Consider the following 13,307-nt stretch of genomic DNA (forward strand, 5'->3'; position numbering starts at 1 on the left):
GAGCCGGGCTCTACGGCGTGAACTTGTAGGACAGGCCGGCGCGAACGGTATCGATGGTCTGCCGGCCGCCTCGATCCCTGGTGGGCATGCCGCCTGGCTCCGTGGTCGTGATGGTGCTGGTCGCTTCTACTGTGCCGAAATCGTAGTGCAGATATTCGATGCGGCCGATCCAGTTCGAGTTGCCGAGGAAGGTCTCGACACCGGCGCCGGCGGCCATCCCGAAATGATTGCGCGCCGTCTCGATCACAGCGGCCCCGCACCTCTCGTTTGAAAGTCGAGCTACCCGATCACCTTGCCGAACTTGTTCGATTTCGGGAAACCCTTCGGCGCCAGCCGGCCGGCGTCTGCGCGGGTGCCTTGCCACTCGGCCAGTTCCTTCATCGTCGCCGAGAATTCGCGGCCAGCGGAATCCTTCCAGGTCAGCCCCGCCTTGGCGTCGAACACCGCGATGTCCGAAAGGCCGCCGTCCTTGTACTTCTGCAGTCGTGCGCCGCGGCCGCGTGGCATCTCCTGCGTCTGGTCGAGCGGGAAGACCAGCATCTTGCGGTTCTCGCCGATCACCGCGACAGTGTTGCCGAGCACCTCGGTGATCGCGCACGCCTCGTTCGGCATGTCCACGTTGAGGACCTGCTTGCCCTTCTTGGTGGTGCCGACGCAATCGTCCTCGTTGACGACGAAGCCCTGGCCCTCGTGGCTCGCGACCAGGAATTTGCGTCCGCCCTTGTTGACGAACAGCGTGGACCGGCGCGGCCTCCGGCTCGAGATCGATGAACTGGCGGATCGGCTCGCCATGACCGCGGCCGCCCGGAAGTTTTGCGACGTCGAGCGAGTAGAATTTTCCGTTGGTGGCGAACAGCAGCAGCTTCGAGGTCGTTTCCGCGAAGAACGCGAACCCGAGCTTGTCGTCCTGCTTGAAGGCCAGCCCCGAGAGATCCTCGACATGGCCCTTGAGGGTGCGGATCCAGCCCTTGTCAGAGACGACGACAGTCACCGGCTCGCGCTCGACCAAGGCCTCCTCCATGGCGGCGAGATCGTGCTCGGGCGCGTCCGCAAAGGTGGTGCGGCGCTTGCCGAGCGCGGTCTTCGGCCCGAACATGTCGCGGACCTTGCCAACCTGCTCGGCGACCTTCTTCCATTGCTCGGGTTCGGACGCCAGCAATTCCTCGATGCCCTTCAGCTCTTTGCGCAGATCCTTGTCCTCGCTGCGGATCTCCATTTCCTCGAGCTTGCGCAGACTTCGCAGCCGCATGTTGAGGATGGCTTCAGCCTGCACTTCGGTGAGCTTGAACGCCTTGATCAGCGCCGGCTTCGGCTCGTCCTCGTTGCGGATGATCCTGATCACCTCGTCGATGTTCAGATAGACAATCAGCAAGCCGCCGAGAATCTCCAGCCGGCGCTCGATCTCGGCCTTGCGATGGTTGGTTCGACGGATCAGCACGTCGCGCAGATGGTCAAGCCATTCGCGCAGGCACTCCGCGAGTCCCACCACCTTGGGCACGCGGCCCTTGATCAGCACGTTGAGGTTCAGCGGAATCTTGTTTTCGAGCTCCGTTAGCCGGAACAGCGATTCCATCATCAGCGCTGGATCGACATTCTTCGACTTCGGCTCGATTACGATACGGACGTCTTCGGCCGACTCGTCCCTGATGTCTCCGACCAGCGGCAGCTTCTTCTGGTCCAGCAGCTCGGCGATCTTCTCGATCAGGCGCGCCTTCTGCACCAGAAAGGGTATCTCGGTGACAACGACCACCCAGGTGCCGCGTGCGCCCTCTTCCTGCTCCCATCGGGAGCGGACGCGGAACGAGCCGCGGCCGGTGGTATAGGCTTCAGCGATCGCCTGCTTGGAATCGACGCAGATGCCGCCGGTCGGGAAATCCGGGCCCTTGACCCATTTCAGCAGCGCCTTGGATTTCGCGTCGGGCTTCTCGATCAGATGCAGCGCGGCTTCGCAGAGCTCGGCGGCGTTGTGCGGCGGGATCGAGGTCGCCATGCCGACCGCGATACCCTGCGCGCCATTGGCGAGCAGGTTCGGGAAGCCGCCGGGCAGCACGACGGGCTCTTTCGACTGGCCGTCGTAATTAGGGCGGAACTCGACCCCGTCCTCGTCGATGCCGTCGAGCAGAAGCCGCGCGACGTCGGTCATGCGTGCTTCGGTGTAGCGGTAGGCAGCGGGATTATCGCCGTCGATATTGCCGAAATTGCCCTGGCCGTCGACAAGCGGATAGCGCGAGGAGAAGTCCTGCGCGAGGCGGACCATGGCGTCGTAGATCGCCTGGTCGCCATGCGGATGGAACGAGCCCATCACGTCGCCGACGATTTTGGCGGATTTTTTGAACGCCGTGCCTGGGTCGAGCCGGAGCAGGCGCATGCCGTAGAGGATGCGCCGGTGCACCGGCTTCAGGCCGTCGCGGGCATCGGGCAGCGCGCGGTGCATGATGGTGGAAAGCGCGTAGGCAAGATAGCGCTCTTCCAGCGCCTCACGCAGCGGCACGTCGTGAATTTCGGCCGGTTCCTCCGGCGGAATCAATCGTTTTCCCATGCCGCCCGGTTAAACCGTGGAAGCGAATCGGGCAAGGATCGATTGGTTCCCTGTGGGCGGCCTACTGGCCGGCCCAGCCTGCGGTGAAGGTCTGGGTGGGTTGCGCGTTTTTAGCCTGCGTGGTGGCCGGGGCATTGGTCAGGCACCGCCGCGCCGTCTCGATCTCGGCCTCCGTCGCACCCTTGGATCGCGCCCATGCCTCTGCTGCTACAGCGGAATATTTAGCCACATAGAACCTGACAACGGTGCAGGAGGCGCGGCGAAAGACGCCGGGTTGCTCGCCTGCGAGGGCGTCCGGCGCCAGCGTGACAAGCGCCGCCGATATCACAAATCCCTTGATCAGCATGAGGCTTATCCCCGGTTGGAACCCCGAGGGCAAGTCCAGGAAACCCAATTTGGTTCCAATTACGGTTGGCCTATTGGGGCAATGCAGAGCCGCGCCAGCCTCATGACGCGGGAATCGCGGCCTTCGCCTGCTGTCTCGTCAGCGCGTTGATGAAGCCTGCCCGCGCGTCGGAATGGCCCTGCCCCCGCGGCTCCAGCACATGGCGCAGCAGGAACAGCCCGGTCAACCGAAGGCCGTCCTGAAGATCCTGGTCGGTGACGTCGCTCGCGGCTACGCCACGACGCAAAAACGGCGGCAGCCGCAACAACCGATCCCGCCACGGCTCGCCCGCGCCGCGTGACACCGCGCCGCCTGATTTCGGCGAGACATAGATCAGGTCGGTAGTCTCCCCGGTTACCGCGCAGTTTTCCAGCGCAAGCCCGAAGCCGAGCTCGGCGAGCATCGCCAGCTCGAAATGGATCAGGTGCACGGCGGCGCCGCCGATGTCGTCGAAATCGTCGAGCGAATGCTCGAGCTGCGCCAGGATGTTTTCGTGCGGATCGCGCTCCGGCAGCAACCGCGCAATCGAGGCGAGATGGGTGATGCCATAGACGCCGTGGGGGGATGTCAGCAGCGTCGCCGCGCGCAGCTTGAGGCCCTCGATGGCATAGGTGCCGAGATGCTCGTCGAGCCGCGCCCGCCACACCACGCTGAGGCTGTTGCCCGGCTGCAGCAGCGGCCGCATCCGCGAGCCGGCGCCGCCGCGGACGAGACCGAGATGGCGGCCGTGCGCACGCGTCAGCAGCTCGACGATGGAGCTACTCTCGCCATGCCGCCGCACGCCCAGCACGATGCCTTCGTCGGTCCATTCCATGTGCGGAGTCTAGCGCATTTCAGGCGATCGTAGGGTCGGCAAAGCGAAGCGTGCCCACCAATTTGATCAACCGCGCAAAGCGGCGAATCCTCACGCGTTGAACCAACCCTGTGCATCTCCGCTGAACGAGAAATACAATCCCATCGCCGTCAGCACGCAGGAGACGATCTCGATGGCGCTGTCGAGTTCCATGCCCTTCTCGCCGATGATCTGGCCGAGCGAGATCACCGACAGCACGAGCGCTGCCGCCAGCACCCATCGCGGCCAGTTCTTGCGCCAGCGTGCAGCGAGCCAGACGAAATAGACCAGCAGCAGGATCATGCCGCCGGCGAGCAGCGTCGCCGTCATGATCATCTGCTCGGTCATCTCGGCATTCGGTGTGCGGTCCTGCACCGCGACCGACAGGGCATCCAGCATCAAGGATGCATAGAGCAACGCTTCGAAGCGCCGTACGTTGCCGGGTACGCTCATCGGTGACCGATCTTTTCTTGGCTATTCTTTGGGAAATTCCAGGCCCATCTCGCGGTAGCGATCGGGATCATCGCCCCAGTTCTCGCGCACTTTGACGAACAGGAACAGATGCACCGGCACACCGAGGATCTCACCGATCTCCTTGCGCGAGTCCGCGCCAATCGACTTGATCGTCGCGCCGCCTGCGCCAAGCACGATCTTGCGCTGGCTCTCGCGCTCGACGAAGATCGTCTGCTCGATGCGGACCGACTTGTCCTTGCGCTCCTCCCACTTGTCGGTCTCGACCGTGGACTGGTAGGGCAATTCCTGGTGCAGCTTGCGAAAGATCTTCTCGCGCGTGATCTCGGCCGCAAGCTGCCGCATCGGCGCGTCCGACATCTGGTCTTCGGGATAGAGAAACGGCCCCGGCGGCACGATCTCGGCCAGTGTATGCCTGAGGTCGTCGACGCCGTCGCCGGAGATCGCCGCGATCATGAAGGTCTTCGCGAAGGCCATGCGCTCGTTGGCCGCCTGCGCCAGTGCCAGCAGCTTCTCGCGCTGGACCAAATCCACCTTGTTGATGACCAGAATCTTCTCGTGCTTGACGCTTGCGACCTTGGTGAGGATCGCCTCGGCTTCCTCGTCGATACCGGCCTTGGCATCCAGCAGCACGCAGACGAGGTCGGCGTCATGCGCGCCGCTCCAGGCGGTCGAGACCATGGCGCGGTCGAGCCGGCGCTTTGGCAGAAAGATGCCGGGCGTATCGACCAGGATGATCTGCGCGTTGTTCTCGATCACGATGCCGCGGATCAGCGCCCGCGTGGTCTGCACCTTGCGCGAGACGATCGTGACCTTGGCCCCGACCAGCGCATTGACCAGCGTGGATTTTCCGACGTTCGGGGCGCCGATCAGCGCGACAAAGCCGCAGCTCGTTGCGGCGGGCGCCCCGCCGCTTGATTCAACCGTCATTGCCGCCGCCAACACCTTCGCGTTCGATCATCACTGAAGCCGCTACCTTCTCCGCTGCGCGCTTGCTGCCGCCGGTGCCTTCGGCCGGCGCCAACCCCGGCAGGTCCACCGCGACACGAAACTCCGGATCGTGATGCGGGCCGGTGCGCTCGACCTCGCGGTAGACCGGCGTCGGCAGTCCCTTGCCTTGCGCCCATTCCTGCAGAACGGTCTTGGGATCGCGCAAGGGACGCCGCGGCTTGTGCATGCGTTCGGTCCAGTTGCGCTTGACGAACTCGGACGCCGCCGCGTAGCCGCCGTCGAGGAAGACGGCGCCGATCACGGCCTCGCAGATGTCGCCGAGCACGCTCTTGCGCAGGCGCGCGTCGGCACCAGGACCGACCGAGCCGAGCTTGATGTCGTCGAGCAGACCGAGCGACTTGGCGACGTCGGCGCAGCTCTCCTTGCGCACCAGTTCGGCAAGTCGCTTGGACATCTCGCCTTCGTCGGCGTTCGGGAACGCGTGATAGAGCATGTCGGAGACGACAAGTCCGAGCACGTGGTCGCCGAGGAATTCCAGCCGCTGATAGCTGTCGCCACGCTTGCGCCCGGACTTCAGCGCCGAGACATGCGTGATGCCCTGCATCAAGAGGTTCGGATCGGCGAAACTGTGGCCGATGCGGGCCTCGAGCGCCGCGTTCGCATCCGGGCCCTTGGTCTTGCTGCTCCGCACCCGCTTCTTCTTTGCAGGCGTCTTGATTTCAAGGGTGTTGGTCGCAGCTTCGCCCTCGGGGCCCGCTTGCGCCTCGGTCGGGTGGGTCGCGATGTCCTTGACTTCGTCTTTCATCGGACGATTTTGAAGAAGCGATTCCAGCGCACCGCCCACGGCCAGCGCCAGAACATCCAGGCATGCTCGCCTTCGGCGATCGAGAAGAAGATCATCTGCGCGCGCCCGACCAAATTCTCCTGCGGCACGTAGCCGACCTGGCCGAGGAAGCGGCTGTCGGTGGAGTTGTCGCGGTTGTCGCCCATCATGAAGAAGTGGCCGGTCGGCACGGTATAGACGTTGGTGTTGTCCACGTAGCCGTTGTCGGCGCAGTCCAGCGTCTCATAGGACACGCCATTCGGCAGCGTCTCCTTCCAACGCTTCACCCGGGAGACGCCGCCGCCTTCCGAACCGCAGGGATCCTCGCCGACAAATTCGCTCATGCGCTGCCGCTCGACCGGCGTGTCGTTGATGTAGAGCAGACCGTCCCGCATCTGGATGTGGTCGCCGGGAAGCCCGATCACGCGCTTGATGTAGTCGGTGGAGTCGTCCTTCGGCAGGCGGAATACGACGATGTCGCCGCGGCTCGGGTCCGAGCCCCAGATCCGCCCCGAAAACAGCGGCGGCGAGAACGGGATCGAGTAGTGGCTGTAGCCGTAGGAATATTTCGAGACGAACAGATAGTCGCCGACCAGCAGCGTCGCCTTCATCGAGCCGGATGGGATGTTGAACGGCTGGAACAGGAAGGTGCGGATCACGAGCGCGATCAAGAGGGCGTGGATTACGACCCGGATGGTTTCGCCCACGCCGGTCTCAGTTTTGGTCCCTGAAGTCACGCTCATTGCTCTCTCAATTCCGGCCGGCGGTCCACAGCGCGCCCCCCTCCCGCGAACGGCCCGTCGGTTCGCGTCCCAAGGAGATTGTCCTGATTCTGATAATGAGAGCCAATTCCGGCGTAAAGCCGAATTCGCCCAGGCTGATTTGCGTCCGCGGACTTTTAGACGGTTGTCGGAGGCCACGCAATCAAGGAACGCATCAAAACTGGATAAGTGTTTGATTTTTAATGATAATTATAAAATCGTGGGAGACCCGTCAGGGTGTGGCCAGCGGCACGGCGGAAATGATGACGAAGGCTTGGGCCAACGGCCAGTCATCGGTGATCGACAGATCGATCTGTGCTTCGAACCCCTCCGGCGTCAGGGCCTGGAGCCGGGCCAGCGCCCCGCCCGTCAATTGCATGGTTGGCCGTCCTCCCGGCAGGTTGACCACCCCCATGTCGCGCCACCACACGCCGCGCCTGATGCCGGTGCCGAGCGCCTTGGAGCAGGCCTCCTTGGCGGCGAACCGCTTGGCGTAGGTCGCCACAACCATCTTCTCGTTCTTGGCGCGCCGCTCCGCCTTGGCTCGCTCGGCCGCGGTGAAGATGCGACCGAGGAAGCGCTCGCCATGGCGCTCGATCACCTTGCCGACGCGGGTGATGTCGATCAGATCGGAGCCGATGCCGATGATCATGCCCGGCTCCGGCCGCGGTCCATCGCTGCGCGCATGTTGCGCACCGTCTCGGCGAGACCGACGAACAGCGCTTCGCCCATCATGTAGTAGCCGATGTTGAGCTCCATGATCTCCGGCAGGGCGGCGATCGTCTCCGCCGTGGCATAGTCGAGCCCGTGTCCGGCATGAATCTCCAGCCCTGCTTGCTTCGCCAGCTTTACGCCCGCCACGATCCGCCGCCATTCGGCCTCGGCCTTGTCGGTGTGGCCGTCGACGACGGCGTCGCACCAGGCGCCGGTGTGGATCTCGATCACGGGCGCGCGCAGCCGCGCCGCCATCTCGATCTGGGCGGGATCGGCGGCGATGAACAGCGACACCCGGATGCCGGCATCGTTCAGCCGCGCGATATAGGGCGCCAGCGCGTTGTGCTGACCGACCACGTCGAGCCCGCCCTCGGTCGTCACCTCCTGGCGCCGCTCCGGCACGAGGCACACCGCGTGCGGCTTGGTGGCGAGCGAGATGCGCGTCATGTCGTCGGTCGCCGCCATCTCGAAATTGAGCGGCTTGGAGATTTCGGCTTTCAGCCGCGCCATGTCCTCGTCGCGGATGTGCCGGCGATCCTCGCGCAAGTGAGCGGTGATGCCGTCGGCGCCGGCCTCGATCGCCAGTAGCGCCGCGCGTACCGGATCTGGATTGCGGCCGCCGCGCGCATTACGCAGGGTCGCGACATGGTCGACATTGACGCCGAGGCGGAGCGGAGGTGCAGGCATTTCAGGACTCACGGAACCATAGGGACAGACCAAGCCAGAAGGCGTCTATCCATTAACACGTTCGACGCGGGCGACGACACCGCCTTCGCGCGCAGCTGGGCCAGGATCGCGCTCAAATGCTTCAGATCGTAGACTTCGAGATCGATCGTCGTCTCCGTGAAGTCCGGTGAGCGGCGCTGCATGCTGATGTTGTCGATGTTGCCGTCGTGCTCGGCAATCACGGTCGCGATCTGCGCCAGCGCGCCGGGCTCGTTGACGTTCTCGACCCTGATGCGGGCCGGGAAGCGCTGCGGCGCGGAGTCCTCGATGTCCCAGCGGACGTCGAGCCAGCGCTCCGGCTCTTCCTCGAAATCCTTCAGGGCAGGCGCCTGGATCGGGTAGATGGTGATGCCCTCGCCCGGCGTGACGATGCCGACGATGCGGTCACCGGGCACGGCGCCGCCGTTCGGCGCGAACTTCACCGGCAGGTCCGAATTGATGCCGCGGATCGGGATCGCGACCGAGCTGCGCGGCGGTTCCGACGACTTCTCCTTGAACTTGGCGGCAAGCCCCTTCTTGACGCCGTAGCGCGCGATGCGCTCCTCCTTGTAGTCGGGATACATCGCACGCGCGACGTGGGAGGCCTTGATCTCGCCGCGCCCCACAGCCGCCATGACGTCCTCGATCGAGGTCCGCGCGAGCCGCGGCAGCGCGCCCTTGAGCTTGTCGTCGGCGTATTCGATCTTGGCGCGCTCGAACAGGCGTTCCACGATGCGCCGGCCGAGACCGACATATTGATCGCGCACCGCAGTCCTGGTGGCGCGGCGGATCGCGGCGCGCGCCTTGCCGGTGACCGCGAGCGTTTCCCAGGCGGACGGCGGCGCCGCTTGCGCTTCCGAGGTCAGCACCTCGACCTCGTCGCCGTTCTGGAGCTCCGATGACAGCGGCGCGAACTGGCCGTTGATCTTGCAGCCCACTGCGCTGTTGCCGACGTCGGTGTGCACGGCATAGGCGAAGTCGATCACATTGGCATGACGCGGCAGCGCGATCAGCTTGCCCTTCGGAGTGAAACAGAACACCTGGTCGTGGAACAGCTCGAGCTTGGTGTGCTCAAGGAATTCCTCCGGGTTCGCACTTTCGGAGAGGATGCCGATGGTGTGGCGCAGCCAGGCGAACGCGTTGGACTCGCGCTTGAGGAACTCGGTCGGCGAGCCGGCGCCCTCTTTATAGAACACGTGCGCGGCGATGCCGCGCTCGGCGATCTGGTCCATCGCCTCAGTGCGGATCTGCAGCTCGACGCGCTGGTTGCCGGGGCCGATCACGGTGGTGTGGATCGAGCGGTAGTCGTTTTGCTTCGGGGTCGAGATGTAATCCTTGAAACGCCCCGGTACGACCGGCCAGGTGGTGTGGACGATGCCGAGCGCGCGATAGCAGGACTCGATGTCGTTGACGACGAGACGAAAGCCGAAGATGTCGGACAATTGCTCGAATCCGACCGATTTGCGCTCCATCTTGGTCCAGATCGAGAACGGCTTCTTGCTGCGGCCATAGACCCGCGCGCCAAGGCCCCTGTGCCGCAGATTGTTGGAAAGCTGCGCCTCGATCTCGCCGATCAGATTGCGGTTGCGCTCGGCGAGCGCATCGAGCCGCTGCATCACCACCGAATAGGCTTCGGGATCGAGAGTCCGGAAGGACATATCCTCCAGTTCCTCGCGCATTTCCTGCATGCCCATGCGCCCGGCCAGCGGCGCATAGATGTCGAGCGTCTCCTCGGCGATGCGCCGTCGCGATTCCGTCGGCACGAAGTCCAGCGTGCGCATGTTGTGCAGGCGATCGGCGAGCTTCACCAGCAGCACGCGGACGTCGTCGGCAATGGCCAGCAACAATTTGCGCAGATTCTCGGCCTGCTTGGCCTCCCGCGACACCAGCTCCAGCCGCTTCAGCTTGGTCAGGCCCTCGACCAGCGCGCCGATCTCGGGCCCGAAGATCTGGTCGATCTCGGCCCGCGTCGCTTCGGTGTCCTCGATCGTGTCGTGGAGCAACGCAGCCACGATGGTTGCGTCGTCGAGCTTCAGATCGGTGAGAATCGCCGCCACTTCGAGCGGGTGCGAGAAATACGGGTCGCCTGAGGCGCGGGTCTGCGAGCCGTGCGCCTTCATGGCGTAGACATAGGCGCGGTTCAGCAGGTCTTCGTCAGTGTTGGGATTGTAGGACCTGACGCGCTCGACGAGGTCGTATTGACGCATCATGCGCGCGCGGGACTTCGCCGGACGCGCCACCGGCGCAGTCGGGGCCACGGCAACCGATTCGGTTGCGGCCTGCATCTGCGTTTGTGTGCGACGCCGATATACCATGCCGTCCTGCCTTCAAACGGGCCACGAAGCAGCCCGTTGCATACATCTTAGCTCCGATCGCGCGCGTGTCCGATCAATTCGGTGACAGGGCCCCGCGCGAACCGACAACACTATGGTAACCACGAAAACGCCAACAAAAGCAAAGGCCCGAACAACGGTTCGGGCCTTTGACAAGATCACAAGAAGTCGATGACTGCGACGGGACGATCTATTCGTCCTCCTCGGGCTGCTCCTCGGGTGGCGCGAGGCCTTCGAGACCCTTCAGGAGCTCCTCTTCCGTCATGCGCTCGACCGCGACTTCGGTATCGTCCGCGTCTACGCTTGCACCGGCGGAACCGATCAGCGGCACAGTGTCCGGCTCCGGCTCATCGACCTCGACGAACTTCTGCAGCGAGTGCACCAGCTCCTCGCGGAGGTCCTCCGGCGAGATGGTCGAGTCAGCAATTTCACGCAAAGACACAACAGGGTTCTTGTCGTTATCGCGGTCAACCGTTAGTTGTGAACCAGACGAAATCATGCGGGCACGGTGGGCGGCCAGCAGGACCAGGTCAAACCGGTTGTCGACCTTGTCGATACAATCTTCTACGGTGACGCGAGCCATGGACTGTCGCTCCGTTGTGGGTGGGACGAAATATGTGGATGATTGGCGCTAGTTATAGGGGCCGGGACGGTTTCGCAAGGCCAATTTGTAATTTGGCCTCGCCAAACAGCTCTGCTACGCCCACATTGGGGCTGGGATGGGTGGTTTTCCCGGGCTGCCATCGAGGGCGGCGCGGGGTGTATGCAAGTCCGCCATAACTATACCTTGATTGCCCCGGCTTCTCCGGATTTGCGGTTTCGACGGGTTTCGGCGGGACTTTAGAACTGCGCGGCTTGCTGTCGCCACGCCAACAATAAACGATCAATCACGAACTCTACGCGAGCAAACTGAATGTCACCTTCCTCTACCGACAAGATCGCGCTCTTCATCGACGGAGCCAATCTCTACGCGACGGCGAAAACTCTCGGCTTCGATATCGATTACAAGCGCCTTCTGAAGGAATTTCAGAGCCGCGGGACACTGACGCGGGCATTCTACTACACCGCGATCATTGAGGATCAGGAATACTCCTCGATCCGCCCCCTGATCGACTGGCTGGACTACAACGGCTACACGGTCGTGACCAAAGCGACCAAGGAGTTCATCGACGCCTCCGGCCGCCGCAAGGTCAAGGGCAACATGGACATCGAGCTCGCCGTGGACGCCATGGAACTCGCCGAACACATCGACCAGATGGTGCTGTTCTCGGGTGACGGCGACTTCCGCTCCCTTGTCGAGGCCGTTCAGCGCCGCGGCGTGCGGGTCACCGTGATTTCCACGATCGCCAGCCAGCCGCCGATGATCGCCGACGAGCTGCGCCGCCAGGCCGACGTCTTCACCGACCTCGTCGAGCTGCAGGCCAAGCTCGGCCGTGACCCGTCCGAACGCCCCGCCCCGCGTGACCGCGGTGAGCGCGAGCCGCGCCATCATGCCCCGCAATTCCTCCAGCGCGCGACGACGATGGCGCCGAGGGGCGATGACGACCTCGACGAGTGAGGCGGCGCGGCCAAGCCGCCCGCCCCTCACAGTCGTCCCCGACCGTGACTGTCCGCTCTGTCCGCGCCTGGTTGCCTTTCGCGAGGCCAACCGTGCGCGCGAGCCATTGTGGCACAATGCGCCGGTTGCGCCTTTCGGCGACATCAAGGCGCGCCTGCTGATCGTCGGCGCTCGCGCCGGGGATGCAGGGGGCCAACCGCACCGGCCGTCCCTTCACCGGCGATTATGCCGGCGACCTGCTCTACGCCACGCTGCTCGAATACGGTTTCGCCAAGGGCAAATATCAGGCGCGTCCCGACGACGGCCTGAAGCTGGTCGACTGCCGGATCGCCAATGCGGTGCATTGCGTGCCGCCGCAGAACAAGCCGCTGCCGGTCGAGATCCACACCTGCCGCCAGTTTCTCTTGGCGAATCTCGCAACGATGCCGAACCTGCGCGCGATCATCGCCCTCGGACGCATTGCGCACGACACTGTGCTCAAGCCGCTGAACCTGAAGGCATCGCAAGCCCCCTTCGGCCACGGCGCGGTGCACCAGGCCGGCGCGTTCAGGCTCTACGACAGCTATCACTGCTCGCGCTACAACACGAACACCCGCGTGCTGACGCCGGACATGTTCCGCTCCGTGTTCGCGAAGGTGAAGGCGGATCTCGACTAGGTCTTGGCCGGATTGGCCTTCAACCAGTCCAGGACATCGCCGGCGTTCCGGTCGGGCGGGAACACCGGATAGAACACATGCGTGATCTCTGCGTCGTCGACGATCAACGCGAGGCGCTTGATCAGCGTGAGGCCTGCGACCTCCATGGTCGGCAAATTCAGGGCGCGCGTGAGCGCCAGCTTCTCGTCCGACAGCACCGGGAACGGCAGATGCAGCCGCGAGGTCATCTCGGTCTGGTACGCGTTGCTCTGGGTCGAGAGGCCGAACACCTGCGCGGCGCCGGCGGCCTTCAGTTCGGCGAACAGATCGCGAAACGCGCAGGTCTGCGGCGTGCAACCGCGGGCGCCGGGAATCATGTCCCAATCGTCGACGAGCGAGATTTTGCCGGGCTCGCCGGTGCGTGGATAGGCGAACACCACGGTGCGACCGGAGAGCGCCGACAGCGTCACCGAAGTGTCGTCGGTCGCGAGCAGGCTGATCGCGGGCAGCGTCATGCCTTTCAGATGCGCCGCGCCGCCGTCATCTGCGGGGGCGGGAATCCGGCTCCAGTCGACCTCAAGCAGGTTTTTCTGAGTCATC

At 64.1% G+C, this 13,307-nt stretch carries 12 protein-coding genes and 3 pseudogenes; 2 read left to right on the forward strand and 13 right to left on the reverse strand.

What is annotated here, in order from left to right; genetic code table 11:
* Positions 1–10: 10 nt before the first annotated feature.
* The 12 genes and pseudogenes from ACVWW3_RS13615 to rpoZ all read right to left on the reverse strand — a co-directional run bounded on the left by ACVWW3_RS13615 (position 11) and on the right by rpoZ (position 11,097).
* A complete protein-coding gene (locus ACVWW3_RS13615; protein ID WP_456649621.1) occupies positions 11–247 on the reverse strand; it encodes an outer membrane protein in 237 nt (78 codons plus the stop codon).
* A gap of 32 nt (positions 248–279) precedes the next feature.
* A pseudogene (parC, locus tag ACVWW3_RS13620) lies at positions 280–2,539 on the reverse strand (DNA topoisomerase IV subunit A).
* Between the two features lie 61 nt (positions 2,540–2,600).
* Positions 2,601–2,885, reverse strand: coding sequence for a hypothetical protein (locus ACVWW3_RS13625; protein WP_456649619.1), 285 nt, complete (start codon positions 2,883–2,885; stop codon positions 2,601–2,603).
* Between the two features lie 100 nt (positions 2,886–2,985).
* On the reverse strand, positions 2,986–3,738 hold the full coding sequence (gene recO, locus ACVWW3_RS13630; RefSeq protein WP_456649618.1) for a DNA repair protein RecO: 753 nt from the start codon (positions 3,736–3,738) through the stop codon (positions 2,986–2,988).
* Positions 3,739–3,828: 90 nt separating this feature from the next.
* Positions 3,829–4,209, reverse strand: a complete 381-nt coding sequence (locus ACVWW3_RS13635; RefSeq protein ID WP_247349460.1) for a hypothetical protein — start codon at positions 4,207–4,209, stop codon at positions 3,829–3,831.
* Between the two features lie 21 nt (positions 4,210–4,230).
* Positions 4,231–5,157 (reverse strand): GTPase Era, encoded by a 927-nt coding sequence (gene era, locus ACVWW3_RS13640; protein WP_456671987.1) that lies wholly within the window; start codon positions 5,155–5,157, stop codon positions 4,231–4,233.
* Positions 5,147–5,983: a ribonuclease III gene (gene rnc, locus ACVWW3_RS13645; protein WP_456649617.1), complete on the reverse strand. Its 837-nt coding sequence runs from the start codon at positions 5,981–5,983 to the stop codon at positions 5,147–5,149. Before rnc ends, era begins: the two co-directional genes overlap by 11 nt.
* On the reverse strand, positions 5,980–6,744 hold the full coding sequence (gene lepB / locus ACVWW3_RS13650; RefSeq protein WP_247349463.1) for a signal peptidase I: 765 nt from the start codon (positions 6,742–6,744) through the stop codon (positions 5,980–5,982). The genes rnc and lepB overlap by 4 nt, the downstream gene beginning before the upstream one ends.
* A 250-nt stretch (positions 6,745–6,994) precedes the next feature.
* On the reverse strand, positions 6,995–7,414 hold the full coding sequence (gene acpS / locus ACVWW3_RS13655) for a holo-ACP synthase (protein ID WP_456649616.1): 420 nt from the start codon (positions 7,412–7,414) through the stop codon (positions 6,995–6,997).
* Entirely contained in the window at positions 7,411–8,163 is a 753-nt protein-coding gene (locus ACVWW3_RS13660; RefSeq protein ID WP_456649615.1) for a pyridoxine 5'-phosphate synthase, read from the reverse strand. The genes acpS and ACVWW3_RS13660 overlap by 4 nt, the downstream gene beginning before the upstream one ends.
* Positions 8,164–8,208: 45 nt before the next feature.
* A pseudogene (locus tag ACVWW3_RS13665) lies at positions 8,209–10,496 on the reverse strand (RelA/SpoT family protein).
* A 208-nt stretch (positions 10,497–10,704) separates the two neighbouring features.
* Complete coding sequence (rpoZ, locus tag ACVWW3_RS13670; RefSeq protein ID WP_024512695.1) at positions 10,705–11,097, reverse strand: DNA-directed RNA polymerase subunit omega; 393 nt, start codon at positions 11,095–11,097, stop codon at positions 10,705–10,707.
* Between the two features lie 330 nt (positions 11,098–11,427).
* Here rpoZ and ACVWW3_RS13675 point away from each other — a divergent pair, with 330 nt between their 5' ends.
* Both ACVWW3_RS13675 and ACVWW3_RS13680 read left to right on the forward strand, forming a co-directional pair.
* Positions 11,428–12,072: a LabA-like NYN domain-containing protein gene (locus ACVWW3_RS13675; protein WP_247444292.1), complete on the forward strand. Its 645-nt coding sequence runs from the start codon at positions 11,428–11,430 to the stop codon at positions 12,070–12,072.
* Positions 12,053–12,728: pseudogene (locus ACVWW3_RS13680) on the forward strand (uracil-DNA glycosylase). The gene ACVWW3_RS13675 and the pseudogene ACVWW3_RS13680 overlap by 20 nt, the downstream one beginning before the upstream one ends.
* Here the strand turns inward: ACVWW3_RS13680 and ACVWW3_RS13685 are convergent.
* A complete protein-coding gene (locus tag ACVWW3_RS13685; RefSeq protein WP_354104935.1) occupies positions 12,725–13,306 on the reverse strand; it encodes a peroxiredoxin in 582 nt (193 codons plus the stop codon). The pseudogene ACVWW3_RS13680 and the gene ACVWW3_RS13685 sit on opposite strands and share 4 nt — an antisense overlap.
* Position 13,307 lies beyond the last annotated feature (1 nt).

This window comes from Bradyrhizobium sp. LM2.9 (assembly GCF_054056555.1).

Bases quoted from the DNA above. Each gene is read 5' to 3' on its own strand.
- ACVWW3_RS13625 (WP_456649619.1), bottom strand. From the start codon at position 2,885: ATGCTGATCAAGGGATTTGTGATATCGGCGGCGCTTGTCACGCTGGCG.
- recO (WP_456649618.1), bottom strand. From the start codon at position 3,738: ATGGAATGGACCGACGAAGGCATCGTGCTGGGCGTGCGGCGGCATGGC.
- ACVWW3_RS13635 (WP_247349460.1), bottom strand. From the start codon at position 4,209: ATGAGCGTACCCGGCAACGTACGGCGCTTCGAAGCGTTGCTCTATGCA.
- era (WP_456671987.1), bottom strand. From the start codon at position 5,157: ATGACGGTTGAATCAAGCGGCGGGGCGCCCGCCGCAACGAGCTGCGGC.
- rnc (WP_456649617.1), bottom strand. From the start codon at position 5,983: ATGAAAGACGAAGTCAAGGACATCGCGACCCACCCGACCGAGGCGCAA.
- lepB (WP_247349463.1), bottom strand. From the start codon at position 6,744: ATGAGCGTGACTTCAGGGACCAAAACTGAGACCGGCGTGGGCGAAACC.
- acpS (WP_456649616.1), bottom strand. From the start codon at position 7,414: ATGATCATCGGCATCGGCTCCGATCTGATCGACATCACCCGCGTCGGC.
- ACVWW3_RS13660 (WP_456649615.1), bottom strand. From the start codon at position 8,163: ATGCCTGCACCTCCGCTCCGCCTCGGCGTCAATGTCGACCATGTCGCG.
- rpoZ (WP_024512695.1), bottom strand. From the start codon at position 11,097: ATGGCTCGCGTCACCGTAGAAGATTGTATCGACAAGGTCGACAACCGG.
- ACVWW3_RS13675 (WP_247444292.1), top strand. From the start codon at position 11,428: ATGTCACCTTCCTCTACCGACAAGATCGCGCTCTTCATCGACGGAGCC.
- ACVWW3_RS13685 (WP_354104935.1), bottom strand. From the start codon at position 13,306: ATGACTCAGAAAAACCTGCTTGAGGTCGACTGGAGCCGGATTCCCGCC.